The sequence below is a fragment of the Streptomyces sp. NPDC040410 genome (assembly GCF_055595715.1).
The window spans coordinates 457042-481813 of record NZ_JBVIVK010000002.1 but is presented as its reverse complement, the minus strand read 5'-3'; the positions used below and the strand labels follow the sequence as shown (position 1 = coordinate 481813).

General features: G+C 68.6%; 22 protein-coding genes. 12 read left to right on the top strand and 10 right to left on the bottom strand.

What is annotated here, in order from left to right; genetic code table 11:
* Positions 1 to 66 precede the first annotated feature (66 nt).
* The 4 genes from ACZ562_RS06235 to ACZ562_RS06220 all read left to right on the top strand — a co-directional run bounded on the left by ACZ562_RS06235 (position 67) and on the right by ACZ562_RS06220 (position 3825).
* Positions 67 to 747: a PadR family transcriptional regulator gene (locus tag ACZ562_RS06235; RefSeq protein WP_471174456.1), complete on the top strand. Its 681-nt coding sequence runs from the start codon at positions 67 to 69 to the stop codon at positions 745 to 747.
* A 44-nt stretch (positions 748 to 791) separates the two neighbouring features.
* On the top strand, positions 792 to 1874 hold the full coding sequence (locus ACZ562_RS06230; RefSeq protein ID WP_471174455.1) for an inositol-3-phosphate synthase: 1083 nt from the start codon (positions 792 to 794) through the stop codon (positions 1872 to 1874).
* An 84-nt stretch (positions 1875 to 1958) separates the two neighbouring features.
* Positions 1959 to 3221 carry an MFS transporter gene (locus tag ACZ562_RS06225; protein WP_471174454.1) on the top strand — a complete coding sequence of 421 codons (1263 nt, stop codon included), beginning with the start codon at positions 1959 to 1961 and terminating at the stop codon, positions 3219 to 3221.
* Between the two features lie 124 nt (positions 3222 to 3345).
* A complete protein-coding gene (locus ACZ562_RS06220) occupies positions 3346 to 3825 on the top strand; it encodes an LppU/SCO3897 family protein (protein WP_471174453.1) in 480 nt (159 codons plus the stop codon).
* 102 nt (positions 3826 to 3927) lie between these two features.
* Here the strand turns inward: ACZ562_RS06220 and ACZ562_RS06215 are convergent, their stop codons facing one another.
* Complete coding sequence (locus ACZ562_RS06215) at positions 3928 to 5370, bottom strand: CCA tRNA nucleotidyltransferase (protein WP_471174452.1); 1443 nt, start codon at positions 5368 to 5370, stop codon at positions 3928 to 3930.
* Between the two features lie 266 nt (positions 5371 to 5636).
* Here ACZ562_RS06215 and ACZ562_RS06210 point away from each other — a divergent pair, with 266 nt between their 5' ends.
* From ACZ562_RS06210 to trxA, 7 genes are all read left to right on the top strand, one after another.
* Positions 5637 to 8024 (top strand): DUF6049 family protein, encoded by a 2388-nt coding sequence (locus ACZ562_RS06210; RefSeq protein WP_471174451.1) that lies wholly within the window; start codon positions 5637 to 5639, stop codon positions 8022 to 8024.
* 44 nt (positions 8025 to 8068) lie between these two features.
* The gene (gene murJ, locus ACZ562_RS06205; RefSeq protein ID WP_471174450.1) at positions 8069 to 10312 is read left to right on the top strand and encodes a murein biosynthesis integral membrane protein MurJ; all 2244 of its coding nucleotides are present in this window, start codon (positions 8069 to 8071) and stop codon (positions 10310 to 10312) included.
* Between the two features lie 119 nt (positions 10313 to 10431).
* Positions 10432 to 12153, top strand: coding sequence for a protein kinase family protein (locus tag ACZ562_RS06200; protein ID WP_471174449.1), 1722 nt, complete (start codon positions 10432 to 10434; stop codon positions 12151 to 12153).
* A gap of 31 nt (positions 12154 to 12184) precedes the next feature.
* Positions 12185 to 12940 (top strand): RNA polymerase sigma factor SigM, encoded by a 756-nt coding sequence (sigM, locus tag ACZ562_RS06195; protein WP_471174448.1) that lies wholly within the window; start codon positions 12185 to 12187, stop codon positions 12938 to 12940.
* Positions 12937 to 13860, top strand: a complete 924-nt coding sequence (locus ACZ562_RS06190) for an anti-sigma factor family protein (RefSeq protein WP_471174447.1) — start codon at positions 12937 to 12939, stop codon at positions 13858 to 13860. Before sigM ends, ACZ562_RS06190 begins: the two co-directional genes overlap by 4 nt.
* 169 nt (positions 13861 to 14029) lie before the next feature.
* The gene (trxB, locus tag ACZ562_RS06185; protein ID WP_471174446.1) at positions 14030 to 14998 is read left to right on the top strand and encodes a thioredoxin-disulfide reductase; all 969 of its coding nucleotides are present in this window, start codon (positions 14030 to 14032) and stop codon (positions 14996 to 14998) included.
* A gap of 49 nt (positions 14999 to 15047) precedes the next feature.
* Positions 15048 to 15380, top strand: coding sequence for a thioredoxin (gene trxA, locus ACZ562_RS06180; protein WP_003991504.1), 333 nt, complete (start codon positions 15048 to 15050; stop codon positions 15378 to 15380).
* Between the two features lie 77 nt (positions 15381 to 15457).
* Here the strand turns inward: trxA and ACZ562_RS06175 are convergent, their stop codons facing one another.
* From ACZ562_RS06175 to rpmH, 9 genes are all read right to left on the bottom strand, one after another.
* Complete coding sequence (locus tag ACZ562_RS06175) at positions 15458 to 16075, bottom strand: GNAT family N-acetyltransferase (protein ID WP_150945295.1); 618 nt, start codon at positions 16073 to 16075, stop codon at positions 15458 to 15460.
* Between the two features lie 324 nt (positions 16076 to 16399).
* Positions 16400 to 17500, bottom strand: coding sequence for a ParB/RepB/Spo0J family partition protein (locus ACZ562_RS06170; protein ID WP_471174445.1), 1101 nt, complete (start codon positions 17498 to 17500; stop codon positions 16400 to 16402).
* On the bottom strand, positions 17497 to 18570 hold the full coding sequence (locus ACZ562_RS06165) for a ParA family protein (protein WP_471174444.1): 1074 nt from the start codon (positions 18568 to 18570) through the stop codon (positions 17497 to 17499). Before ACZ562_RS06165 ends, ACZ562_RS06170 begins: the two co-directional genes overlap by 4 nt.
* Positions 18571 to 18902: 332 nt before the next feature.
* Positions 18903 to 19622, bottom strand: coding sequence for a 16S rRNA (guanine(527)-N(7))-methyltransferase RsmG (gene rsmG, locus ACZ562_RS06160; protein ID WP_471174443.1), 720 nt, complete (start codon positions 19620 to 19622; stop codon positions 18903 to 18905).
* Positions 19623 to 19748: 126 nt separating this feature from the next.
* The gene (locus tag ACZ562_RS06155; RefSeq protein WP_471174442.1) at positions 19749 to 20261 is read right to left on the bottom strand and encodes a Jag family protein; all 513 of its coding nucleotides are present in this window, start codon (positions 20259 to 20261) and stop codon (positions 19749 to 19751) included.
* Between the two features lie 15 nt (positions 20262 to 20276).
* Entirely contained in the window at positions 20277 to 21545 is a 1269-nt protein-coding gene (yidC, locus tag ACZ562_RS06150; protein ID WP_471174441.1) for a membrane protein insertase YidC, read from the bottom strand.
* A 3-nt stretch (positions 21546 to 21548) separates the two neighbouring features.
* A complete protein-coding gene (gene yidD / locus ACZ562_RS06145) occupies positions 21549 to 21902 on the bottom strand; it encodes a membrane protein insertion efficiency factor YidD (protein ID WP_471174440.1) in 354 nt (117 codons plus the stop codon).
* Positions 21899 to 22270 (bottom strand): ribonuclease P protein component, encoded by a 372-nt coding sequence (gene rnpA, locus ACZ562_RS06140; protein ID WP_471174439.1) that lies wholly within the window; start codon positions 22268 to 22270, stop codon positions 21899 to 21901. Before rnpA ends, yidD begins: the two co-directional genes overlap by 4 nt.
* Positions 22271 to 22291: 21 nt before the next feature.
* Complete coding sequence (rpmH, locus tag ACZ562_RS06135) at positions 22292 to 22429, bottom strand: 50S ribosomal protein L34 (protein WP_003956500.1); 138 nt, start codon at positions 22427 to 22429, stop codon at positions 22292 to 22294.
* Between the two features lie 365 nt (positions 22430 to 22794).
* On the opposite strand from rpmH, the gene dnaA reads away from it, so the two are divergent.
* Entirely contained in the window at positions 22795 to 24726 is a 1932-nt protein-coding gene (dnaA, locus tag ACZ562_RS06130; RefSeq protein WP_471174438.1) for a chromosomal replication initiator protein DnaA, read from the top strand.
* Positions 24727 to 24772 lie beyond the last annotated feature (46 nt).

Genomic DNA, 24772 nt, shown 5'->3' with positions numbered 1-24772 from the left:
ATCGAGTCGATACATCAGCTCGGCATAGAGACCTGACGGCACGTCCGCGGCAGAGAGGAGGCGACGATGAGCCGGCGTTCCGGGATCCTCGAGTTCGCCGTACTCGGCCTGCTCCGCGAGTCCCCGATGCACGGCTATGAGCTGCGCAAACGACTCAATACGTCACTGGGTGTGTTCCGTGCGTTCAGCTACGGGACGCTGTACCCCTGCCTCAAGACGCTGGTCGCCAACGGCTGGTTGATCGAAGAGACGGGGAACACTCACGAGGACGCCCTCGCGGCACCACTCGCGGGACGTCGCGCCAAAATCGTGTATCGGTTGACGGCGGAAGGAAAAGAACACTTCGAGGAGCTGCTCTCGCAGACGGGCCCCGACGCGTACGAGGACGAGCACTTCGCCGCTCGCTTCGCCTTCTTCGGGCAGACGTCACGCGACGTACGCATGCGTGTGCTGGAGGGCCGACGCAGCCGGCTGGAGGAGCGCCTGGAGAAGATGCGCGCCTCCCTGGCGCGCACCCGGGAGCGCCTCGACGACTACACGCTTGAGCTTCAGCGTCACGGGATGGAGTCCGTGGAGCGCGAAGTGCGCTGGCTGAACGAGCTCATCGAGAGCGAGCGGGCGGGCCGGGACCTGAAGGGGCCCGCCCACGGAGAAACCGCTCGCGACACCACAGAGGGAGCGCCGGGCGTCCTGCCCCGGACCGGGGACACCCCCCGGCCGGATACGCCCGGCGACACCGCCACGTGAGGTCCCTGCCAGGGCCTCACCCGTACACACAGGGAGCAACCGGAATGGGTTCGGTTCGCGTAGCCATCGTCGGTGTGGGCAACTGCGCCGCGTCGCTGGTTCAGGGAGTCGAGTACTACAAGGACGCCGACGCGGCGTCCAAGGTCCCCGGCCTGATGCACGTCCAGTTCGGCGACTACCACGTCCGTGACGTGGAGTTCGTCGCCGCCTTCGACGTCGACGCGAAGAAGGTCGGCCTCGACCTTGCGGACGCCATCGGTGCCTCCGAGAACAACACCATCAAGATCTGCGACGTGCCGAACTCCGGCGTGACCGTCCAGCGCGGCCACACCCTCGACGGCCTGGGCAAGTACTACCGTCAGACGATCGAGGAGTCCGCCGAGGCCCCGGTCGACATCGTCCAGGTCCTCAAGGACAAGCAGGTCGACGTCCTGGTCTGCTACCTGCCCGTCGGCTCCGAGGACGCGGCGAAGTTCTACGCCCAGTGCGCCATCGACGCCAAGGTCGCCTTCGTCAACGCCCTTCCGGTCTTCATCGCCGGCACCAAGGAGTGGGCCGACAAGTTCACCGAGGCGGGCGTCCCGATCGTCGGCGACGACATCAAGTCCCAGGTCGGCGCCACCATCACGCACCGCGTCATGGCGAAGCTGTTCGAGGACCGCGGCGTCATCCTGGACCGCACGATGCAGCTGAACGTCGGCGGCAACATGGACTTCAAGAACATGCTCGAGCGCGAGCGCCTGGAGTCCAAGAAGATCTCCAAGACGCAGGCAGTCACCTCCCAGATCCCCGACCGGGACCTCGGCGAGAACAACGTCCACATCGGCCCGTCCGACTACGTCGCCTGGCTCGACGACCGCAAGTGGGCGTACGTCCGCCTCGAGGGCCGCGCCTTCGGTGACGTCCCGCTGAACCTGGAGTACAAGCTCGAGGTCTGGGACTCCCCGAACTCCGCCGGTGTCATCATCGACGCCGTGCGTGCCGCGAAGATCGCCAAGGACCGCGGCATCGGCGGCCCGATCCTCTCGGCGTCCTCGTACTTCATGAAGTCCCCGCCGGTCCAGTACTTCGACGACGAGGCCCGCGAGAACGTCGAGAAGTTCATCAAGGGCGAGGTCGAGCGCTAGCGAGACCAGGCTCCCCCAGTGGGCTGTTGAGGGTCCCCGAGGCATTGCGCCCGGGGACCCTTCGCGTATGTGAGGCTGTGCCCCATGTCCGTCGTGCGTGATCTGCGCGTCCTGCTCCGCTTCCGGAACTTCCGACGCCTGCTCGCCGTTCGCCTGCTGTCCCAGGGCGCCGACGGCGTCTACCAGGTCGCGCTCGCCGCCTACGTCGTCTTCTCACCGGAGAAGGAAACCTCAGCCGCCGCGATCGCGTCCGCCATGGCGGTCCTGCTGCTCCCGTACTCGCTGGTGGGCCCCTTCGCCGGCGTCCTGCTGGACCGCTGGCGGCGCCGTCAGGTCTTGCTGTACGGCAACCTGCTGCGCGCCCTGCTGGCGTCGGCGACGGCCGTCCTGATGATCAGCCACGCCCCCGACTGGCTCTTCTACGTCTCCGCCCTGTCCGTCACCGCCGTCAACCGGTTCGTCCTGGCGGGGCTGTCCGCAGCGCTGCCGCGCGTGGTCGACGACGAGCGCCTCGTGATCGCCAACTCCCTTTCTCCGACCGCCGGGACGCTCGCCGCGACGGTGGGCGGCGGTCTCGCCTTCCTCGTACGGCTGGTGGTCGCGGACTCCGACGCCGCCGTGGTGCTGCTGGGCTCCGCCCTGTACCTGTGCGCGACGCTCGCCTCACTGCGCATCGCACCGGAACTGCTGGGGCCCGACCACGAGTTGGTGCAGCCGCAGCTCGGGACGGCTCTCGTCGGCGCCTCTCGCGACCTGGCGGCGGGGCTACGCCATCTTGCCGAGCCGTCCCGCCGGGAGGCCGCGTGGGCGCTCGCCGCGATGACCCTGATGCGGTTCTGCTACGGCGCCCTGACGGTCATGCTGCTGATGCTCTGCCGGTACGCCCTGTCCTCGGACCCGGACGACGGACTGCGCCTGCTGGGGCTGGCGTTGGGCACCTCCGGCGCCGGATTCTTCGCGGCGGCCGTGGTGACGCCATGGGCGGCCGGCCGACTGGGGCCCGGCCGCTGGATCGTCGTGTGTGCCGGGGCGGCCGCGGTCCTGGAGCCCGCCCTCGGTCTCCCGTTCGCCATCGGGCCCTTGCTGGCCGCGGCGTTCGTCCTGGGTCTGACCACGCAGGGCGCGAAGATCTCGACGGACACACTCGTGCAGGCCTCGGTCGACGACGGCTTCCGTGGCCGGATCTTCTCCGTTTACGACGTGCTCTTCAACGTCGCCTTCGTCGCCGCGGCCGCGGTTGCCGCCGTCATGCTGCCACCGGACGGCCGCTCGGTTCCGCTGGTGGTCACAATCGCCGTTATCTACGGAGCAGTTGCTGGCGTTATGGCCCGCTTTGAGAGCCAGTAAGTGTCACATCAATGCCACAGAGCCACTCTGGACTACAGAGTTGTCACAGGGGACCGGTAACTTACGTGCGTCTTATCTCGCACCATGTTCGCGTCACGCGCCTATGTTCTAGGGGGATCCCCAAGTGACCACTCCGCCGCCCCAGGGCCAGAACCCCTTCGCTCAGGGTCAGCAGCCCGTCGGCCAGCCCCAGGGGCAGGCCCCGTACCCGCCTCAGCCTGGGTTCCCCCAGCAGGCCGCGGCTCCGTACGCGCCGGTCCCGCCGGAGCAGCCTCGCCGCAAGTTCAGCTTCAAGACGATCAAGAACATCGTCATCGTCGTGGCCGTCGTCGTCATGGCTGTGGTCGGCTACATAGCCAGCCAGGACGACGCCGATCACGCCAACGTGGGCGACTGCCTGAAGTCCGCGTCCTCGTCCTCGGACCGCATGGAGGTTGTGGACTGCAGCTCCTCGGACGCCGAGGCCAAGGTCCTCAAGAAGATCAAGGGCCACTACTCGGAGATCACGGCCGAGACCGAGTGCCGCAAGGTCGACGGCGCCACCGGTTTCTACGCCGAGACGGGTGACGGGGAAGAGTTCCTGCTGTGCCTGACGGACGCCTGATCTGGCCTCCCCATGCGCCGAGGGGCGGTGTTTCACGTGAAACACCGCCCCTCGGCGCGTCTCGGGTCATGTTTCACGTGAAACATGACCCGCGTCACAGCCTCAGCTCTGCTCGGCCCACCACTCCTTGAGGGCCGCCACCGCCTCATCGTGCTCCATCGGCCCGTTTTCCAGACGCAGCTCCAGCATGTGCTTGTATGCCCGCCCGACGGCCGGGCCGGGCCCGACACCGAGGATCTCCATGATCTGGTTGCCGTCGAGGTCCGGGCGGATCGCGTCCAGCTCCTCCTGCTCCTGGAGCTGGGCGATCCGCTCCTCCAGACCGTCGTAGGCACGCGACAGCGTGGCCGCCTTGCGCTTGTTGCGGGTGGTGCAGTCCGAGCGGGTCAGCTTGTGGAGACGGGCGAGAAGCGGGCCCGCGTCACGGACGTAGCGGCGAACAGCCGAGTCCGTCCACTCCCCGGTTCCGTAACCGTGGAAGCGCAGGTGAAGTTCGACAAGACGGGAAACGTCCTTCACCAGCTCGTTGGAGTACTTCAGAGCTGTCATGCGCTTCTTTGTCATCTTCGCCCCGACCATCTCGTGGTGGTGGAACGAGACCCGGCCGTCCTTCTCGAAGCGACGCGTACGCGGCTTGCCGATGTCGTGCAGCAGCGCGGCCAGGCGGAGGGTCAGGTCGGGCCCGTCCTCCTCCAGTGCGATCGCCTGCTCCAGGACGATCAGCGTGTGCTCGTAGACATCCTTGTGCCGGTGGTGCTCGTCGCTCTCCAGACGCAGGGCCGGCAGCTCGGGCAGCACATGATCGGCGAGTCCGGTGTCGACCAGCAGCGCCAGCCCCTTGCGCGGACAGGCGGAGAGGATCAGCTTGTTCAGCTCGTCCCGCACCCGCTCGGCCGAGACGATCTCGAGACGCCCGGCCATGTCCCTCATCGCCGCGACGACGTCCGGAGCCACCTCGAAGTCGAGCTGGGCGGCGAAGCGCGCGGCCCGCATCATCCGCAGCGGATCGTCGGAGAAGGACCCCTCGGGAGTGCCCGGCGTGCGCAGTACGCGCGCCGCGAGGTCGTCGAGTCCTCCGTGCGGGTCGATGAACTCCTTCTCCGGGAGCGCGACGGCCATCGCGTTCACGGTGAAGTCACGCCGGACGAGGTCCTCCTCGATGGAGTGGCCGTACGACACGTCGGGCTTGCGTGAGGTGCGGTCGTAGGCCTCGGACCGATAGGTGGTCACTTCGACCTGGTAGCCGTCCTTCTGTGCGCCGACGGTCCCGAAGGCGATCCCGACCTCCCACACCGCGTCCGCCCATGGCCGCACGATCTTGAGCACGTCCTCGGGGCGGGCGTCGGTCGTGAAGTCGAGGTCGTTGCCGAGCCGGCCGAGCAGCGCATCCCGGACCGAGCCGCCGACCAGCGCGAGGGAGAACCCGGCCTCCTGGAAGCGGCGGGCGAGGTCGTCGGCGACAGGGGCGACCCGCAGCAGTTCGATCACCGCGCGGTGCTGCACCTGACTCAGGGCACTGGGGGTTTCTTCGTTGGCGTTCGGCACAACAGAAGAGGGTACGTGGCCCGGGCGGCCGTAAGCGCCTCCATTAAAACGTGCACATCCACGCGCGGATATGTCTGTCCATACCCGCACAAGCGCCGCCCTGGAGGTGCAGGAAGGCGCTTCGCTTTATACATGTACATAAGGGATAGCTCGCTGCGCTTTCCCGATCTTGCGGAGCAGTCCGCGGCACTTCCCCTCCGCGGGCATCGTTACCATGCGTGGACGCACATCCCGACGACCACTGACGACGAGGGACGGACGAACGCGTGGCCGAGGCGGCAGACTTCCAGGGGACGAGTCCCTCACCTGCCCGCCGGTGGCTGCGGCGCACCGGAGCACTCCTGGCCGGCGCGCCCCTGCTGGCCGGCCTGTTCCAGCTGCCCCCCGCCCCCTCCGCACAAGCCGTGGAGCAGGCCTCCCCGAAGGCCGCCACCAGCTCGGGCACCGTGGACGTCAACCTCGACACCCTCAGCCCCGGTGTCCCCACGGACGGCGACACGCTGACCGTGTCCGGCACGGTGACCAACAACGGAAAGCAGCCGGTCACGGACGCCCACGTGGGACTGCGTGTGGGAACCCAGCTGACCACCCGCTCCTCCGTCGACGACGCATCCCGGAACAGCACGGACGTCCAGGCCGCCACCGGCGCAGAGGTCGGCGGCAAGTACGTGGAGGAGTTCTCCAAACTCACTCCGGGCGTCGCACAGCACTTCTCGATCTCCGTGCCGGTCGACAAGCTCGACCTCGGCGACGACGGGGTCTACCAGTTCGCCGTCTCCCTGTCCGGGCAGACATCCGCCCAGCCGTGGGACCAGGTGCTGGGCATCCAGCGGACGTTCCTGCCGTGGCAGCCGGACGAGGCGGACACAAAGACGAAGACGACGTATCTGTGGCCGCTCGTCTCCACCGTCCACATGACGGCGCAGACCGGATCGAACGAGCAGCAGACGCCGGTCTTCCTCAACGACGACCTCGCCGAGGACATCTCGCCGGGCGGGCGCCTGGACCAGCTCCTGTCGCTGGGCAAGGGCCTGGACGTCACCTGGGTGATCGACCCGGACCTGCTCGCGTCCGTCGACGCGATGACACGCAGCTACGAGATTCAGGGCGAGGACGGCACCACCACCGCGGGCACCCACCAGGCGCTCGCCAAGCAGTGGCTCGCCGAGCTGCAGAACGCGGTGGCGGACAAGGAGGTCGTCGCCCTCCCCTTCGCCGACCCGGACCTGGCCTCCCTCGCCCACAACGGCACGAGCGTCACCGGCTCGCTGAGCCATCTCAAGGAGGCCACCGACGTCGTCGCCAACACCGTGGAGCCGATCCTCCACGTGAAACCGGCCACCGACTTCGCCTGGCCCGTGGACGGAGCCGTCGACCCGTCGATCGTCAAGGTCGCCACCTCTGCCGGCGCCGACAAGGTGATAGCCCGCAGCGACAGCCTGGAGGAGACCGGCGGCCTGCCGTACACGCCCTCCGCGCCCCGCCCCATCGGCGGCGGCACCACGGCGGTCGTCGCGGACGCCAGGATGTCGGTGGCTTTCCAGGGCGACCTGACGAGGGCCTCCGCCTCCACGCTCGCCGTGCAGCGTTTCCTGGCCCAGAGCCTGGCCCTCGATGTCCAGACGAACAAGCAGCGCAGCATCGTCGTCGCCCCGCAGCGCATGCCGTCGGCCCGCCAGGCACAGGCGATGGCGGAGGCGATCACGGCGCTCCAGGGCGGAAACTGGTCCGAGTCCCAGGACCTCACGGCAGCCGCCAAGGCCAAGCCGGACCCCGGGGCCACGACGAAGGTTCCGTCGAAGTCCGCGTACCCGTCCTCACTGCGCAAGCAGGAGCTGCGGCGGGCGGCCTTCCAGCAGATCGCGAGCACGCAGGACAAGCTCGACAACTTCAAGGTGATCCTCAGCGACGAGTCCCGGGTGGTGACCCCCTTCGGGCGGGCCATGAACCGTGAGATGTCCTCGTCCTGGCGCGGTCGTGCCACCGAGGCGGCCGGCTATCGCGACGGTGTGAAGCGGTATCTCGACAGCCTGACCGACCAGGTCAAGCTGATCGACAAGTCCCCGACCAAGCTCTCCGGCCGCAGCGCCACCATCCCGGTGACCGTGCAGAACAATCTGGTCCAGGGCGTCGAGCACCTGGTGCTGCGGCTCAAATCGACCAGCCCGCGCCTCGAGATCGGCGGCGATGCCTACGAGGATCAGCCGGTCACGGTCTCCGGCGGGCACAGCCAGACAGTGAAGTTCACCACGACGGCCAAGGCCAACGGCCAGGCCACGGTGATCGCCCAGCTGTACACGGAGGACGGACAGAAGTACGGCGACGAGGTCAGCTTCGAAGTGAAGGTCACCGAGTTCACAGCCACCGTGATGCTGGTGATCGGCGGCGGTTTCCTCCTGCTCGTCCTGGCCGGCTTCCGTATGTACACGCAGCGCAAGCGCGCTGCCGCCCGCGAGGCCGAGGCAGACGGTCCTGACGAGTCGGACGAAGCCATGGCAGGCCCGGAGAACCCCGAGGGCCCCGATGACCGTCTCAAGGAGGAGTCGGGCACCCGGCCCGGGGCAGACGAGCCGGAGCAGCCGAGTGACCCGACAGCTGACACCCCAGTGGAAAGCGCAGGCCCGTCCGGCACGGGTGAGAGAGTGGACCGTTGAGGATGGCGTGGCCGGTGGGCCCGGGACGATGAGGTGGGGTAACCATGAACGCGCCGTACGACGGTGACCGCGGCCAGGCCGCGGGCAGCTCGGGCCACCCCGAGGGCCCGCCGCCCGAGCACGGCCAGGTACCGCCGCAGCCTCCCGCGGACATGTACCTCCAGGACGCCTACGACCAGGATCCCTACCAGGCGCAGGACCTCCACGCCCAGGACCCGGTCGCCGAGGCCCTCTACGACCGTGCCGCGCACCCCCCGCCGCCCCCGGGCGCGTACCAGCCGCAGCAGCCGCTCTACGGCCGACCGCCCCAGTCGCCGTACGCCCCCGACCCGAACGTGTGGGCGCAGACCCCGGCACCCGAGCCGGAGGGCCCGACCCAGTACCTGCCGTACGGCGACGACCCCCGTACGACCCGGTTCGTGGGCGTCGACGACCTCATGACCCAGGCCGGCGAGGAACACCACGAGCCGGACGCCTTCGCGCACCTCTTCCGCGACCAGCAGCAGGGCGGCGGGCGCCCGCCGGCGGAGCACCCGTCGGTGCCCGGCCCGGCCCAGGCACCGACCGCAGGGCCGTACCCGGCGGCATCCCCGCCGGCCGCCGCCGAACCTCCCGCTCCGGTCCCCGACCCCGCGCCCTCCCCGGCTGCGAAGAAGGGCGGGCGGGCCTCGGGCCTGCTGAAGTCGAGCGCCGTGATGGCGGCGGGCACGATGGTCTCCCGTCTGACCGGCTTCATCCGCTCCGCGCTGATCGTCTCGGCGCTGGGCGTCGGCCTGCTCGGCGACACCTTCCAGGTCGCCTACCAGCTGCCGACGATGATCTACATCCTGACCGTCGGCGGCGGCCTCAACTCCGTCTTCGTGCCGCAGCTGGTGCGTGCCATGAAGGAGGACGAGGACGGCGGCGAGGCGTACGCCAACCGCCTGCTGACCCTGGTCATGGTGGCGCTGGGCGTACTCACCGCGCTCGCGGTCCTCGCGGCGCCGCTGCTGATCCGCCTGCTGTCCGACTCGGTGGCCGACGATCCCGCGGCCAACGAGGTCGGCATCACCTTCGTCCGCTACTTCCTGCCCTCGATCTTCTTCATGGGCATCCATGTCGTGATGGGACAGATCCTCAACGCGCGCGGGAAGTTCGGCGCGATGATGTGGACGCCGGTTCTGAACAACATCGTCATCATCGTGACGCTCGGCATGTTCATGTGGGTGTACGGCACTTCGGCCGACTCCGGAATGAAGGTCACGAACATTCCCCCCGAGGGCCAGCGGCTCCTCGGTATCGGTGTCCTGCTCGGCCTGGTCGTACAGGCCCTCGCGATGATCCCGTATCTGCGCGAAACCGGATTCCGGGTGCGCCTGCGCTTCGACTGGAAGGGCCACGGCCTCGGCAAGGCCGTGACGCTGGCGAAGTGGACCGTCCTGTTCGTCCTCGCCAACCAGGCCGGCGCGATCGTCGTCTCCCAGCTGTCCACCGCCGCGGGCAAGGATTCGCCCGTCGACGGCACCGGCTTCGCCGCCTACGCCAACGCCCAGCTGATCTGGGGCCTGCCGCAGGCCATCATCACCGTCTCGCTGATGGCGGCCCTGCTGCCGCGCATCTCGCGCTCGGCGGCCGAGGGCGACGGCGGCGCCGTCCGCGACGACATCTCGCAGGGCCTGCGCACCACCGCCGTCGCGATCGTGCCGATCGCCTTCGGCTTCCTCGCCCTCGGCATCCCGATGTGCACGCTGATCTTCGGCTCCTCGGGCACGAGCGAGGCGACCAACATGGGCTTCATGCTGATGGCCTTCGGCCTCGGCCTGATCCCGTACTCCGTGCAGTACGTCGTCCTGCGGGCCTTCTACGCCTACGAGGACACGCGGACCCCGTTCTACAACACGGTCATCGTGGCCGCGGTCAACGCCGGTGCCTCGGTGCTCTGCTACCTCGTCCTCCCGTCCCGCTGGGCCGTGGTCGGCATGTCCGCCGCCTACGGTCTCGCCTATGCGATCGGCGTCGGCGTCGCCTGGAACCGGCTGCGCAAACGGCTCGGCGGGGACCTGGACGGGGCCCGCGTGCTGCGGACGTACGCGCGGCTCGGCATCGCCTCGGTGCCTGCGGCGCTGCTGGCCGGCGCGGCCTGCTACGGGCTCGGCCACACCCTCGGCCAGGGCGTCGCCGGTTCCTTCGCGGCGCTGCTGGTCGGCGGGGCCGTACTGCTCGGAATCTTCTACGTCGCCGCCCGCCGCATGCGCATCGAGGAGTTGAACTCACTGGTTGGCATGGTCCGCGGGCGCCTGGGGCGGTGACGCGGGGGGTAAGCGCACAACCATCGTCCGCCATCGTGTGTCGTGCATAGCGGCGGACTGTGGGCACAATTGGATTCTGCGTCGCACGGCGCGCAACGGATGGGGAGGCAGGAACGACGGTGGCGGAACGGAGCACGGCTGCCGTCGACGTGGCAGACAACAGCGGCGACGAGCCGCTGACCGCCAAGGCGGACCAGTCCACGGCCGACGGGGAGGCCCAGAACCGGGAGCGGGACACGGACAACGTCGAGGCACAGGGGAGTGGCGGGACCGAGAGTCCCGGGAGGGTCTCACCACCCGAGCTGCACAGCGGTCACAAACTCGCCAGACGCTACCGTCTCGAGGAGTGCGTCACTCGTCTGGACGGTTTCAGCAGTTGGCGTGCCGTCGACGAGAAGCTCCGTCGTGCCGTCGGCGTCCACATCCTGCCCGCGGACCACTCACGGGCCCGTTCCGTCCTCGCGGCGGCCCGTTCCTCCGCGTTGTTGGGCGATCCCCGGTTCGTCCAGGTCCTCGACGCCGTCGAGGAGAACGACCTCGTCTACGTCGTGCACGAGTGGCTCCCCGACGCGACCGAGCTGACCACGCTCCTCGCTCCGGGTCCGCTGGAGGTGTACGACGCCTACCAGATGGTCAGTCAGGTCGCCTCGGCCATGGCCGCCGCCCACCGCGAGGGCCTCGCACATCTGCGCCTGAACCCGAACGCGGTCCTGCGCACGTCGAGCGGCCAGTGGCGCATCCGGGGCCTCGCCGTCAACGCCGCGCTGCGCGGCATCAGTTCGGACACCCCGCAGCGCACCGACACGGAAGCGATCGGCGCCCTGCTGTACGCGGCGCTCACCCAGCGCTGGCCGTACGAGAACGACGCCTACGGCCTGTCGGGCCTGCCCAAGGACGTCGGCCTCATCGCCCCCGACCAGGTGCGTGCGGGAGTTCACCGCGGGCTTTCCGAGCTCTCCATGCGGGCACTCGCCAACGACGGCGCCACCGCCTCCCGTCACGAGTCGCCGTGCACCACGCCGGAGGAACTGGTGAAGGCGATCGGCGAGATGCCCCGCATCCGCCCGCCGGAGCCGGCGTTCACCGCCCCGCCCGAGTATCAGCGCACGACGTACCAGCAGGGCACGTACGGCCGCCCGGCGCCGCACCCTGGCGCCACCCAGCCCGTGCCGGCGCCGCCCGCCCCGCTGCAGAGCCGTACCGGCAAGGCCCTGAAGTGGGCCGTATCCGCGCTGCTCATCGCCGCGCTCGGCCTCGGCAGCTGGCAGCTGGCGGACGCGCTCATGGACCAGGGCGACAAGTCCGACGACACGAACCAGACCCAGCCGACGGACGGCAACGACAAGGCCGGTAAAACCCCCAAGCCGACCAAGGCGCTCAAGGTCCAGGGAGCGCAGGAGTACGTCGCCCAGGGCGACTCCCAGCACCCCAACGACGTCGACAAGACGCTCGACGGCGACAGTTCGACGTACTGGCGGACCAGCACCTTCGTGAAGGGTCCGCCGCTCGCGCCGTACAAGCCGGGCGTGGGCATCGTCTACGACCTCGGCTCGGCCCAGACCGTCGCCACGGCGACTCTCGGGCTCCGCTACGCAGGCGATCACACGACCGTCGAGCTGTACGCGGCCGACTCGCTGTCTCCGGGATCGCTCAGCTCGATGCAGAAGATCGGCACCCTCACTACGAGCGGGAACACCGCCACGGTGAAGGTCACCAAAACGGTGAAGACGCGGTACGTGCTCGTGTGGCTCACCGCGCTGCCGCGCGCAGACGCCGACCCGGACGGGTACAGCGGAGCCGGCTACAAACAGGCCATCACCGACGTGAAGTTCACCGGCTGAGAGCTCACCGCAGACAAAGGAGGGGGGTCCGATGGCAGATGGCACCGCATATGGCGACGCGAGCGATCAGGACCTCCTGGCCCGCCATGTGGAGGGCGACCCCGACGCCTTCGGTGAGCTCGTCCGGCGGCACCGTGACCGGCTCTGGGCGGTAGCCCTGCGCACCCTGGGAGACCGCGAGGAGGCCGCTGACGCGGTGCAGGACGCCCTCGTCTCCGCCTACCGGGCCGCCCACACCTTCCGTGGCCAGTCGGCCGTCACGACGTGGCTGCACCGGATCACGGTGAACGCCTGCCTCGACCGTGCCCGCAAGGCGGCTTCCCGCAAGACGTCTCCGATCGACGACACCGAGCGTCTGGAGCAGCTGCTGGAGCCGCACGAGTCGGCCTCGGCACCGGCAGAGCGCAACGACCTGCACCGCCAGCTCCTCGACGCGCTCGGAACCCTTCCCCCCGACCAGCGGGCCGCCCTCGTCCTGGTGGACATGCAGGGTTACCCGGTAGCCGAAGCCGCCCGGATGCTGGACATTCCCACGGGCACGGTGAAGAGCCGCTGTGCCCGTGGCAGAGCCAGACTCCTGCCCCTGCTGACCCATCTGCGGCCGGAAAACCCCGGAGACAGCAAGGAACCGGCCTCGGGACGGAACCGCGCGCAGGGGACATCCGTCCCACCCGCAGCGGGACCGCACGATGCGGGACCGCACGATGCGGGACCGCCGGATACGGGTCCGCCGGATACGGGGCCAAGTGATTCAGCTGCTGTGAAGGGCGGAGGTGGGCGAGCGTGACATCCACGACGGACACGGCCGGACACCCGGACGTCGCGGAGATCTCCGACCTCACCGAAGGCCTGCTCCCGCCCTCCCGGACCTCCGATGTACGGCGGCATCTGGACGAGTGCGAACTGTGCGCGGACGTCCATGCGTCGCTGGAGGAGATCCGGGGGCTGCTCGGGACTCTGCCGGGCCCGCCCCGCATGCCGGCCGATGTCGCGGGGCGGATCGATGCCGCCCTGGCCGCGGAGGCCCTGCTCCACGCCACGGCACCGCCCGATGCAGGGGACAGCGCGGCGCCCGCCGCATCGTCCAGCTCCCTGCCGGACGTGGACGACACCGCTCGCGTTTCACGTGAAACACCGGCCACGACGGACCGTCCGACGGGCCGCGCCCGTACCTCGACCACGGGTCCCGGCCGTAAGGAGCACAAGAGGGGAGGGCGCCGCAGGATCGCCGTCCTGGGCGCTGTCTTCACCGCCGCCGCTCTGGGATTCGGCTCCTTGCTGGTGTCATCGCTCGACGGCGAGCCATCCGGCCCCGACGTAGGCGGGCAGGAGGCCGCCTCGGACACCTTCTCCGAGGGAAGGCTGGAGACGCAGGTCGCTGATCTCCTCGCCAAGAGCAAGAGCGAGGCGGGCGGCTCCCGCACTCCGCACAGCCTGGGTGTGGAGGGCAATGTCGGCACCGACTCCCCCAGGGTCCTGAAGAAGCCCACGGTTCCCGAATGCGTCCAGCAGGGCATCGGCCGCAACGACGCGGCGCTCGCCACCGAGAAGGGCATCTACGAGGGGAAGGACGCACTGCTGGTGGTGCTGCCCGACGCCTCCGGTCCGGCCCGCGTCACGGCGTACATCGTCGATGCGGCCTGCGTGGACCATCCGTCGTCCGGCACAGCCAAGGTGCTGCTGAAGCAGTCCTACACGCGCTCCTGAGCACAAACGCTTCGCCTCCGTCCGGCGTGGTAGTCCCGTACGGTGTCGCGTCTCCGTGTGCCCGGACACAGTGGGAATGCGCGCCCCTTAGGATCCGTTGGGTGGGGTGAGAGTTCTGAAAGGTACTCCCACCGGACCTACGACGCAGTCCAGAGACGAGGAACAAGCCGTGAGCGACGTCCGTAACGTGATCATCATCGGCTCCGGGCCCGCCGGCTACACGGCGGCGCTCTACACCGCGCGCGCGTCGCTGAAGCCGCTGGTGTTCGAGGGCGCCGTCACCGCGGGGGGCGCACTGATGAACACGACCGAGGTGGAGAACTTCCCGGGCTTCCAGGACGGCATCATGGGCCCCGAGCTCATGGACAACATGCGCGCCCAGGCCGAGCGCTTCGGTGCCGAGCTCCTGCCGGACGACGTCGTCAACGTCGACCTGACCGGTGAGATCAAGACCGTCACCGACACCGCGGGCACGGTCCACAAGGCGAAGGCCGTCATCGTCGCGACCGGCTCCCAGCACCGCAAGCTCGGTCTGCCGAACGAGGACGCCCTCTCCGGCCGTGGTGTCTCCTGGTGCGCCACCTGTGACGGCTTCTTCTTCAAGGACCAGGACATCGCCGTGATCGGTGGCGGTGACACCGCGATGGAGGAGGCAACCTTCCTCTCGCGCTTCGCCAGGTCCGTGACGATCGTCCACCGCCGCGACTCGCTGCGCGCCTCCAAGGCAATGCAGGACCGCGCGTTCGCCGACCCGAAGATCAAGTTCGTCTGGGACAGCGAGGTCGCCGAGATCAAGGGTGACCCGAAGCTGGAGGGGCTGTCGCTGCGCAACCTCAAGACCGGCGAGATCTCCGAGCTCCCGGTGACCGGTCTGTTCATCGCGATCGGCCACGACCCGCGCACCGAGCTCTTCAAGGGCCAGCTGGAGCTGGACGACGAGGGCTACCTGAGGGTGAACGCGCCCTCGACGCGAACGAGTCTGACCGGTGTCTTCGGCGCCGGTGACGTCGTCGACCACACCTACCGCCAGGCGATCACCGCTGCCGGCACCGGCTGTTCCGCCGCCCTCGACGCCGAGCGCTTCCTCTCCGCCCTCGCGGACGAGGAGAACGCCGAGCCCGCGAAGACCACCGTCTGACCCCGAACCCCCATCCGCCCCACCGCACGATCAAGTTAAGGAGCCCGCCGTGGCCGGCACCCTGAAGAATGTGACTGACGACTCCTTCGAGCAGGACGTCCTGAAGAGCGACAAGCCCGTACTGGTGGACTTCTGGGCCGCCTGGTGCGGTCCGTGCCGCCAGATCGCGCCGTCCCTCGAGGCGATCGCCGCCGAATACGGCGACAAGATCGAGGTCGTCAAGCTCAACATTGACGAGAACCCGGGTACGGCCGCCAAGTACGGCGTCATGTCCATCCCGACCCTGAACGTCTACCAGGGTGGCGAGGTCGCCAAGACCATCGTCGGCGCGAAGCCGAAGGCCGCGATCGTCCGCGACCTCGAGGACTTCATCGCCGAGTGACGTTTCACGTGAAACACGAATGGGCCAGCCCCGCCGGGCTGGCCCATTCGCGTTGATACGAGCGGATGCGGTGCCGGTCAGAGCGGACGCAGTGCTGGTTCCTTCTGTACGGCACCCAGGAGCCGGTCCAGCGCCATCTCCACGTCTTCCTTCCAGGAAAGCGTCGAACGCAGCTCCAGCCTCAGCCGGGGATACGTCGGATGGTGCCGGACGGTCTTGAAGCCCACCGCCAGGAGATGGTCGGCAGGAAGGACACAGGCCGGCTCCTTCCAGCGTGCGTCTCCGAACGCCTCGATCGCTTTGAAGCCCCGCCGCAGCAGATCCTTGGCGACCGTCTGGACCATCACCCGGCCCAGCCCCTGCCCCTGGTAGCCCGGCATGATGAACGCGGTCATCAACTGCACCGCGTCGGGGGAGACAGGGCTCGTGGGGAACGCCGTCGAGCGGGGGACGTACGCGGGAGGAGCGTAGAGCACGAAGCCCACCGGTACGTCGTCGACGTAGACGACCCTGCCGCAGGACCCCCAGTCCAGCAGGACGGCGGAGATCCAGGCTTCCTTCTCAAGGGCGGGTGTGCCCGCCTTTACCGCGGCCTCGCCACTGACTGGATCCAACTCCCAGAAGACACACGTGCGACAGCGCTTGGGAAGGTCCTGAAGGTTGTCCAGCGTGAGCGGTACGAGCCGACGCCCCATGAAGGCTGTTCCTCGCTTCCTTCGCCCGCCGCGTCGCGGGCGGCAGTCAGAGCGCTCCGTTCCCTGAGCAGGCTGCCGACGAACCCGCCGACCGCGCCCAACCCCAGGCCCGCGCTCACCAGTCCGGTGCGGCTCACCGTTCGCATGGCCCCTGCCCTCTCTCAGAGGTGCTACCGAGTGGATGCCCCATACCCCAAACTCATCGTATCCACGATGCGATTGCATCGATACCGCCTGAAAGCAAAGAGCGGGCCGTGTCCGGTACACACCGGACACGGCCCGCTCCGTCGGTCGGGGGGCGATACCCCTCTCTGACCCGGAGGCTCAGTCCTCCGGCTCCTCGCCCTCGCTCTCCAGAAGACTCTTCTGGAGAGCCAGCCTCTCGCCCGGAGCGAGCGTGCTGAGGATCCGCTCGAGGTCCTCCGGGGAGGCGAACTCGACGGTGATCTTGCCCTTCTTCTGGCCCAGTTCGACCTTCACCCGGGTCTCGAAGCGATCCGAGAGCCGGGTAGCCAGGTCGGTCAGCGCCGGGGAGACACGGGTGCCGGCCCGCGGGCCCTTGGACCGCCGTGCCGTCTGCGACCGCGAGCCCATCAGGGTCACGATCTCCTCGACCGCCCGCACCGAAAGCCCCTCGGCCACGACCCGGAAGGCCAGCCGCTCCTGCTCTTCCGGGTCCTCGACGGAGAGCAGCGCCCGGGCATGCCCGGCGGAGAGCACCCCGGCAGCCACCCGGTTCTGGACCTTCGGTGAGAGCTTCAGCAGACGCAGGGTGTTGGAGACCTGCGGGCGGGAACGCCCGATCCGGTCCGCCAGCTGGTCGTGCGTGCAGTTGAAGTCCTTCAGCAGCTGGTCGTAGGCGGCAGCCTCTTCCAGCGGGTTCAGCTGAGCCCGGTGCAGGTTCTCCAGCAGGGCGTCCAGAAGGAGCTTCTCGTCATCCGTGGCCCGCACGATCGCCGGGATCGCCTCGAGCCCCGCCTCACGGCAGGCCCGCCAGCGCCGCTCGCCCATGATGAGCTCGTAGCGCCCGGGACCGAGCTGCCGTACGACGACTGGCTGGAGGAGACCGACCTCCTGAATGGAGGTGACCAGTTCCTGCAGTGCGTCCTCGTCGAAGACCTCACGTGGCTGACGCGGGTTCGGCGTGATGGAGTCGAGGGGGATCTCCGCGAAGTGGGCGCCGACAGGAGCGGCCGGCATCTCCACCGCGCCGTTCATCGACGGCTCTTCGGTTTCATGTGAAACAGGCGGCAGCGTGGCCACCTTCGCCGCGGCCACCCCACGGTCGGCGGTCAGCACCGGGGCAACCGCCGGGGGCGCGGAAGCAGCGCCCCCCATCGCGGCCGGAGCCACCGTCTTCTCCGTCGGGGCAGCAGGGATCAGTGCGCCGAGACCACGGCCCAACCCCCTCCGTCGCTCGCTCACTGGATCCCCTCCACCATGCTCGGGTCGCTCTGTGCGCCGATGTGGGCGTGTGTCGCGTCGTAGCTGACGCCGACGCCCTTCAGTGCGATTTCTCGTGCCGCCTCAAGATAGGACAGGGCACCGCTCGATCCTGGATCGTAGGTCAGCACCGTCTGGCCGTAGCTCGGCGCCTCGGAAATACGGACCGAGCGGGGAATGCTCGTCCGCAGCACCTCGTCGCCGAAGTGGTTGCGCACCTCGTCCGCGACCTGGGACGCGAGCCGCGTCCGGCCGTCGTACATGGTGAGCAGAATGGTCGACACATGCAGAGTGGGGTTGAGGTGACCCCGTACCAGGTCGACGTTGCGCAGCAGCTGGCCCAGGCCTTCCAGCGCGTAGTACTCGCACTGAATCGGGATGAGGACTTCCTGCCCTGCCACCAGTGCATTGACGGTCAGCAGACCGAGCGAGGGCGGGCAGTCGATGAGGATGTAGTCCAGCGGCTGCTCATAGGCCTGAATGGCCCGCTCCAGCCTGCTCTCCCTGGCCACCAGGGACACCAGCTCGATCTCCGCACCGGCGAGATCGATCGTGGCGGGGGCACAGAACAGACCCTCGACATCCGGGACCGGCTGTACGACGTCGGCGAGCGGCTTGCTCTCGACCAGGACGTCGTAGATGGACGGGACTTCGGCGTGATGGTCGATGCCCAGCGCGGTGGACGCATTGCCCTGTGGGTCGAGGTCGATCACCAGGACACGACCGCCGTGCAGAGCCAGCGAAGCAGCAAGATTGACGGTCGTCGTCGTCTTGCCCACCCCGCCCTTCTGGTTGGCGACGACGATGACGCGGGTCTGCTCGGGCCGTGGCAGACCCTCACCGGCGCGGCCTAGAGCCTCCACCGCCAGTTGGGCAGCACGACCGATCGGAGTGTCGTCCATCGGGGGCGGTGTTTCACGTGAAACATCCTCCCCCATCGACTCGGTACGGGGACCGGGGACCGGATCGGTCATCGGTCCCGCGATGTTGGCGTCGGACCGCAAGGATTCACTCTCCTCGACTTCAGGCTCGCATTGAACAGAGCCTCCCATGCCTTCGGGGTGGTGAACCAGTGAGGCCTGGCGTTCTGTGGAGAAATCCACCTCTGTGGACAACTCCGTGCCCCCCGAGGGGGACGAAGGATCGTCGGAAGCGGGGCCCTCTCCGAGCGAACCGAGAGGCTTACGGTCGCGGGGTTCGGCCGCAGCGCGGCCCCGACTGATGATGCCGTGCAGCAGTGAGCGACGTTTCACGTGAAACACGATGCACAGCGGCCCCGGCCCAACTGCCGCGACACTCCGGCATGCATAGGTTGGCCAGCTTGTGTGGAGTACGTCTCGTCGTCAGGACGGATCAGTGCCGGCGACGCGAACGACCCTCCTGGCTATCCCCGACGCCGACGTGCACGCCCCGTACGCGCGGCCTTGGCACGCTTCGCCGCAAAGCGCACACCACCGGGACTCTCCCCGACCTCCACCCGCACCACCGTGGACAGGGGATCCACCACACCCTCACCGACATGGAGGACTGACGTCGCCACAGCGCCGAGCTTGCTCAACGCGGTGGTCGCGCTCTTCAGTTCCTCCTCGGCGGTATCCCCCTTGAGTGCCAGCATCTCGCCGTACGGGCGCAGCAAGGGAATGCCCCAGGTCGCCAGGCGGTCCAGGGGAGCCACGGCCCGTGCCGTCACCACGTGGACGGGGTTGAGCTTGCCCATGACCTCCTCGGCACGGCCGCGGACCACCGTCACATGGTCCAGGCCCAGCAGCTCCACGACCTCGGTCAGAAAGGTCGTACGCCGCAGCAGGGGCTCCAGCAGCGTGATCTTCAGATCCTCCCGGACAAGCGCCAGAGGAATCCCCGGCAGGCCGGCTCCCGACCCGACATCGCACACCGTCACACCCTCGGGAACAACCTCCGAGAGCACAGCGCAGTTCAGCAGGTGCCGCTCCCACAGTCGGGGCACTTCCCGCGGACCGATCAGACCACGCTGCACGCCCGCCTCAGCGAGCAGCTCCGCGTACCGGACCGCGTCCGCGAAGCGATCACCGAACACCTCACGCGCCTGCTCGGGCGCGGGGGGAAGCTCCGCTGCCTCCGTCACGGGGGACCGTCCTTCCGTACCGCATCGGCGCACCGGGCACCGACGCCAGAACCACCAGAACTATCAGGCTGACAAAGATCGGCCCCGCCTGCGCAACAGACGGGGCCGGAGGAACGTACGGACCGATCAGGCGGGAAGCACAACGACGAAGCGCTGCGGCTCCTCGCCCTCGGACTCGCTGCGCAGGCCCGCGGCCTTGACCGCGTCGTGCACGACCTTGCGCTCGAACGGCGTCATCGGCTTCAGCTTCACGGACTCACCGGTGCTCTTGACCTCGGCCGCGGTCTTGGCACCCAGCTCGGACAGCTCAGCACGCTTCTTGGCGCGGTAGCCCCCGATGTCCAGCATCAGCCGGCTGCGGTCCCCGGTCTCCCGGTGCACGGCCAGGCGCGTGAGCTCCTGGAGGGCCTCCAGCACCTCACCGTCGCGGCCGACCAGCTTCTGCAGGTCTCGGCTGGCCGCGTCACTGATGATCGAGACAGCGGCACGGTCGGCTTCGACGTCCATATCGATGTCGCCGTCGAGGTCGGCGATGTCCAGCAGACCCTCGAGGTAGTCCGCCGCGATCTCACCCTCCTGCTCCAGGCGGGTCAGGGTGTCTGCACCCTCGGCAGCGGCGGAGGTGGTGCCTTCCGTCACGGGATGGACTCCTTCTTACTTCTTGGACGGGGACTTGGGCCGCTGCGGGCCCTTGCGCTGTCCGGACTGGGCCTTGCTGCGGGTACTGGAGCCGGGCGCGGCCTTCTCGGCGGCGGCGGGCTTTGCGTCCTCCGGCTCGTCGGACTTGCTCAGCGACGTCTTCTGCTCGGAGTCCCCGGCCGCCTTCGGACCGCCGGACTGCCGCTGCGCCTTGCTCTGCCGCTTGGGCTGCTGACGCCTGGGCGTACCACCGGTGGTCGGCGTACCGTCCTCGGTCTGCACGGCGACGGCGCCCTCGCTCTTCACCACGCTGCCGTCGGCCTGGGCTGCCAGGCCCGCCTTGCTGAGACCGTTGATGAACTTGCGCTCGAACTCGTTGCGGTCGCGGCCCTTGGCGACAATGGCCTTCACGATGGCCTTCTCACCGCGGCCACGCGTCTTCTCGTGCTGGGTGACGTGCTTGTGGAGACGCTCCAGGTACGCGGCCTGGGCCTTGGAGCCCGGGGTCGGGTTGTTGTGGATCACATACATCTGCTGGCCCATCGTCCACACGTTGGTGGTCAGCCAGTAGACGAGGACACCGACCGGGAAGTTGATACCGAAGACCGCGAACATGACCGGGAAGACGTACATCAGCATCTTCTGCTGCTGCATGAACGGCGTCTTCACCGTGGTGTCGACGTTCTTCGTCATCAGCTGGCGCTGCGTGTAGAACTGCGACGCCGACATCAGGACGATCATGACCGCGGTGACGATGCGGACCGTGGTCAGCGAGGCGTCGAGCGCCGCGACCTCCGCGGAGCTGTCGGTGAACTTCGCCGCCAGCGGAGCACCGAAGATGTGCGCCTTCTGCGCGCTCTGCAGCAGGCTCTGGTTGATCACACCGATGGTGTCGTTGTTCGCGATGCTGTTGAGCACGTGGTACAGGGCGAAGAAGAACGGCGACTGCGCCAGGATGGGAAGGCACGAGGAGAGCGGGTTGGTGCCCGTCTCCTTGTACAGCTTCATCATCTCTTCGGACTGACGCTGTTTGTCGTTCTTGTAGCGCTCCTGGATCTTCTTCATCTCGGGCTGGAGCGTCTGCATGGCCCGGGTCGCCTTGATCTGCTTCACAAAGAGCGGGATCAGGCAGATGCGGATAAGGATCACGAGGGACACGATGGACAGGCCCCAGGCCCACCCGGTGTCAGGGCCGAAAATGGCGCCGTACACCGTGTGGAACTGGACGATGACCCATGAAACGGGTGTCGTGATGAAGCTGAAGAAGCTGGCAATCGTGTCCACTAATCATGCTCCTTGGGCATGGGACGGGGTCTCTGCGGCCGGGCTCGAAGGATTCTGCCCTTCGGTGGCCGGTTCGGCGGAGGTGGGCCCGCCCTTGCGTGCACGCCAGGCGTGACGCAGCGTTTCGTGCCACCGCGGGCGCTTGCGCGGCGGGACATGGTCCACACCGCCCAGCGACCACGGATTGCACCGCAGGATGCGCCAGGCCGTGAGTGCTGTGCCCTTGATCGCACCATGCCGGTCGATGGCCTGGTAGCCGTAGTGAGAACACGACGGGTAGTACTTGCACACCGGTCCGAGCAGCGGACTGATGGTCCACTGGTACAGCTTGATCAGCGCCAGCAGCGGGTACTTCATCGCGCGCCCCCTCCCAGCAGCCGCTCGAGGGCGGCATCCAGGTCTCGGGCCAGCTCTGCGTTCTCGGCGTCACCCGCACCGGGCAGCGCTCGTACGACTACCAGGCTACCGGGGGGCAACAGGGCGACTCGATCGCGCATCAGATGGCGAAGCCTGCGCTTCACCTTGTTCCGCACCACCGCACCGCCCACTGCCTTGCTGACGACGAAACCCGCACGCGTCGGGGGAGCGCTCTCCCCAGGCGCGTGCGGGTCCGTGGAACCGCTACGAAGATGGACGACGAGACACGGGCGTCCAGCCCGACGACCTCGTCGTACCGCGGTCGCGAAGTCCTCGCGCCGCCTCAGCCGGTTCTCGGTGGGCAGCACGACGGCATGACCTGACCGGGATCAGGCGGACAGGCGGGCGCGACCCTTGCTACGGCGGGACGCGAGAATCGCGCGGCCGGCACGGGTGCGCATACGCAGCCGGAAGCCGTGGGTCTTCGCGCGACGACGGTTGTTCGGCTGGAAGGTGCGCTTGCTCACTCGGGGGCTCCAGAAATGAATCGGTGGTTGCGGGGTGCCGTCCTGGCTGTCACCGTGCGCCCACGAGTAGCTCGCGTCACGCCCGAGTGCACCGCTGACCGATCACCCAAATGATCTGTGCCCATCGGAGGCAGGCGGCAGCAGCCATCGACAACTCGACCTGGTCACGGTACGCGGGGCTACGCCATCCGGTCAAACCAGGGTCCCCTGGGAGACACTATCCACAGCCTGGGGACAACAACTTGAACCGCACCCGCCGCCCTGACTACCGTGACTGAACTCCGAATCGTTCCTCTGTCCCCCGACTTACACCCCAACCCGTCCCCGAATCACACGTTCGAGGGACCCGTGAGAGAGCGTGCCCTGTGGCTGACGTACCTGCCGATCTTGCCGCAGTGTGGCCACGAGTACTGGAACAACTCCTCGGTGAAGGGCGCGGACAAGGCGTCGAGGTCAAGGACGAACACTGGATCCGGCGCTGCCAGCCGCTCGCGCTGGTCGCCGACACGGCGCTGCTCGCCGTACCGAACGAGTTCGCCAAGGGAGTGCTCGAAGGCCGGCTCGCCCCGATCGTCAGCGAGACCCTGAGCCGCGAGTGCGGCCGCCCGATCCGCATCGCCATCACCGTCGACGACTCGGCGGGCGACCCCCCGCCGCCACCGCCGGCCCGCCCCAGGTACGAAGAACCGGAGCTCCCCTCCACCCAGAGCCGCGACGCGTACGAGGGATACGGCCGCCACCGCGCCGACGACCACACGCCCAGCCGCGCCGAACAGCACCCCGGCCCGCCCGGCGACCAGCTCCCCACCGCCCGGCCCGCCTACCCTTCCGAGTACCAGCGCCCCGAGCCCGGCTCCTGGCCACGCCCGGCACAGGACGAGTACAGCTGGCAGCAGCAGCGCCTGGGCTTCCCGGAACGCGACCCGTACGCCTCGCCGGCCCAGGACACCTACGGATCCCCCGCCCCGGACGCGTACTCCCCGCCGTCACAGGACTACCGCCCGCAGCCGGTGGAGCGCCCGTCGTACGACGCCCAGCGCCCCGACTACGACCAGCCGCGGTCGGACTACGACCCGGCACGCGCGGACTACGACCAGCGCTCCGACTACGAACAGCGCGCCCCCCGCAGGGACCTCCCCGAGCCGCGCGCCGGCTCCGGGCACGTCCACCGCGGCGGCCCCGTCGGCTCCTCGCTGCCCGCCTCCAGCGGCGCCCCCGGCCCTCTCGCCGCGAAACCCGCCCCGGCGACCGGCCCCGGCGAACCCACCGCCCGCCTGAACCCGAAGTACCTCTTCGACACGTTCGTCATCGGCGCATCCAACCGCTTCGCACACGCGGCCGCGGTCGCCGTCGCCGAAGCACCCGCGAAGGCGTACAACCCCCTCTTCATCTATGGGGAGTCGGGCCTCGGCAAGACGCACCTGCTGCACGCCATCGGGCACTACGCGCGCAGCCTCTACCCGGGCACCCGCGTGCGCTACGTGAGCTCGGAGGAGTTCACCAACGAGTTCATCAACTCCATCCGCGACGGCAAGGGCGACAGCTTCCGCAAGCGCTACCGCGAGATGGACATCCTGCTCGTCGACGACATCCAGTTCCTCGCGGACAAGGAGTCGACGCAGGAGGAGTTCTTCCACACCTTCAACACGCTCCACAACGCCAACAAGCAGATCGTGCTGTCCTCGGACCGGCCTCCCAAGCAGCTGGTCACGCTCGAGGACCGGCTGCGGAACCGTTTCGAGTGGGGCCTGATCACCGACGTCCAGCCGCCCGAGCTGGAGACGCGCATCGCGATCCTGCGCAAGAAGGCGGTCCAGGAGCAGCTCAACGCCCCGCCGGAAGTCCTGGAGTTCATCGCCTCCCGCATCTCGCGCAACATCCGCGAGCTGGAGGGCGCGCTGATCCGGGTGACGGCGTTCGCGTCGCTCAACCGTCAGCCCGTGGACCTCGGCCTGACGGAGATCGTCCTCAAGGACCTCATCCCCGGCGGCGAGGACTCCGCCCCCGAGATCACCTCGACGGCGATCATGGGCGCGACCGCCGACTACTTCGGACTCACCGTCGAGGACCTGTGCGGCACCTCGCGCGGCCGCGCCCTGGTCACGGCCCGCCAGATCGCCATGTACCTGTGCCGCGAGCTGACGGATCTCTCCCTGCCGAAGATCGGCGCACTGTTCGGCGGCCGCGACCACACGACGGTGATGCACGCCGACCGAAAGATCCGCAATCTGATGGCCGAGCGGCGCTCCATCTACAACCAGGTCACCGAACTGACCAACCGCATCAAGAACGGCTGACGACCGCCTCGATCCGTCGCTGAGGGCGCCCCCGGGAGGAGATCCC

Excerpts from the sequence above, each read along its gene's own strand:
- ACZ562_RS06235 (WP_471174456.1), top strand. The coding sequence starts at position 67 with ATGAGCCGGCGTTCCGGGATCCTCGAGTTCGCCGTACTCGGCCTGCTC.
- ACZ562_RS06230 (WP_471174455.1), top strand. The coding sequence starts at position 792 with ATGGGTTCGGTTCGCGTAGCCATCGTCGGTGTGGGCAACTGCGCCGCG.
- ACZ562_RS06225 (WP_471174454.1), top strand. The coding sequence starts at position 1,959 with ATGTCCGTCGTGCGTGATCTGCGCGTCCTGCTCCGCTTCCGGAACTTC.
- murJ (WP_471174450.1), top strand. The coding sequence starts at position 8,069 with ATGAACGCGCCGTACGACGGTGACCGCGGCCAGGCCGCGGGCAGCTCG.
- sigM (WP_471174448.1), top strand. The coding sequence starts at position 12,185 with ATGGCAGATGGCACCGCATATGGCGACGCGAGCGATCAGGACCTCCTG.
- ACZ562_RS06175 (WP_150945295.1), bottom strand. The coding sequence starts at position 16,075 with ATGGGGCGTCGGCTCGTACCGCTCACGCTGGACAACCTTCAGGACCTT.
- ACZ562_RS06165 (WP_471174444.1), bottom strand. The coding sequence starts at position 18,570 with ATGGGAGGCTCTGTTCAATGCGAGCCTGAAGTCGAGGAGAGTGAATCC.
- yidD (WP_471174440.1), bottom strand. The coding sequence starts at position 21,902 with ATGAAGTACCCGCTGCTGGCGCTGATCAAGCTGTACCAGTGGACCATC.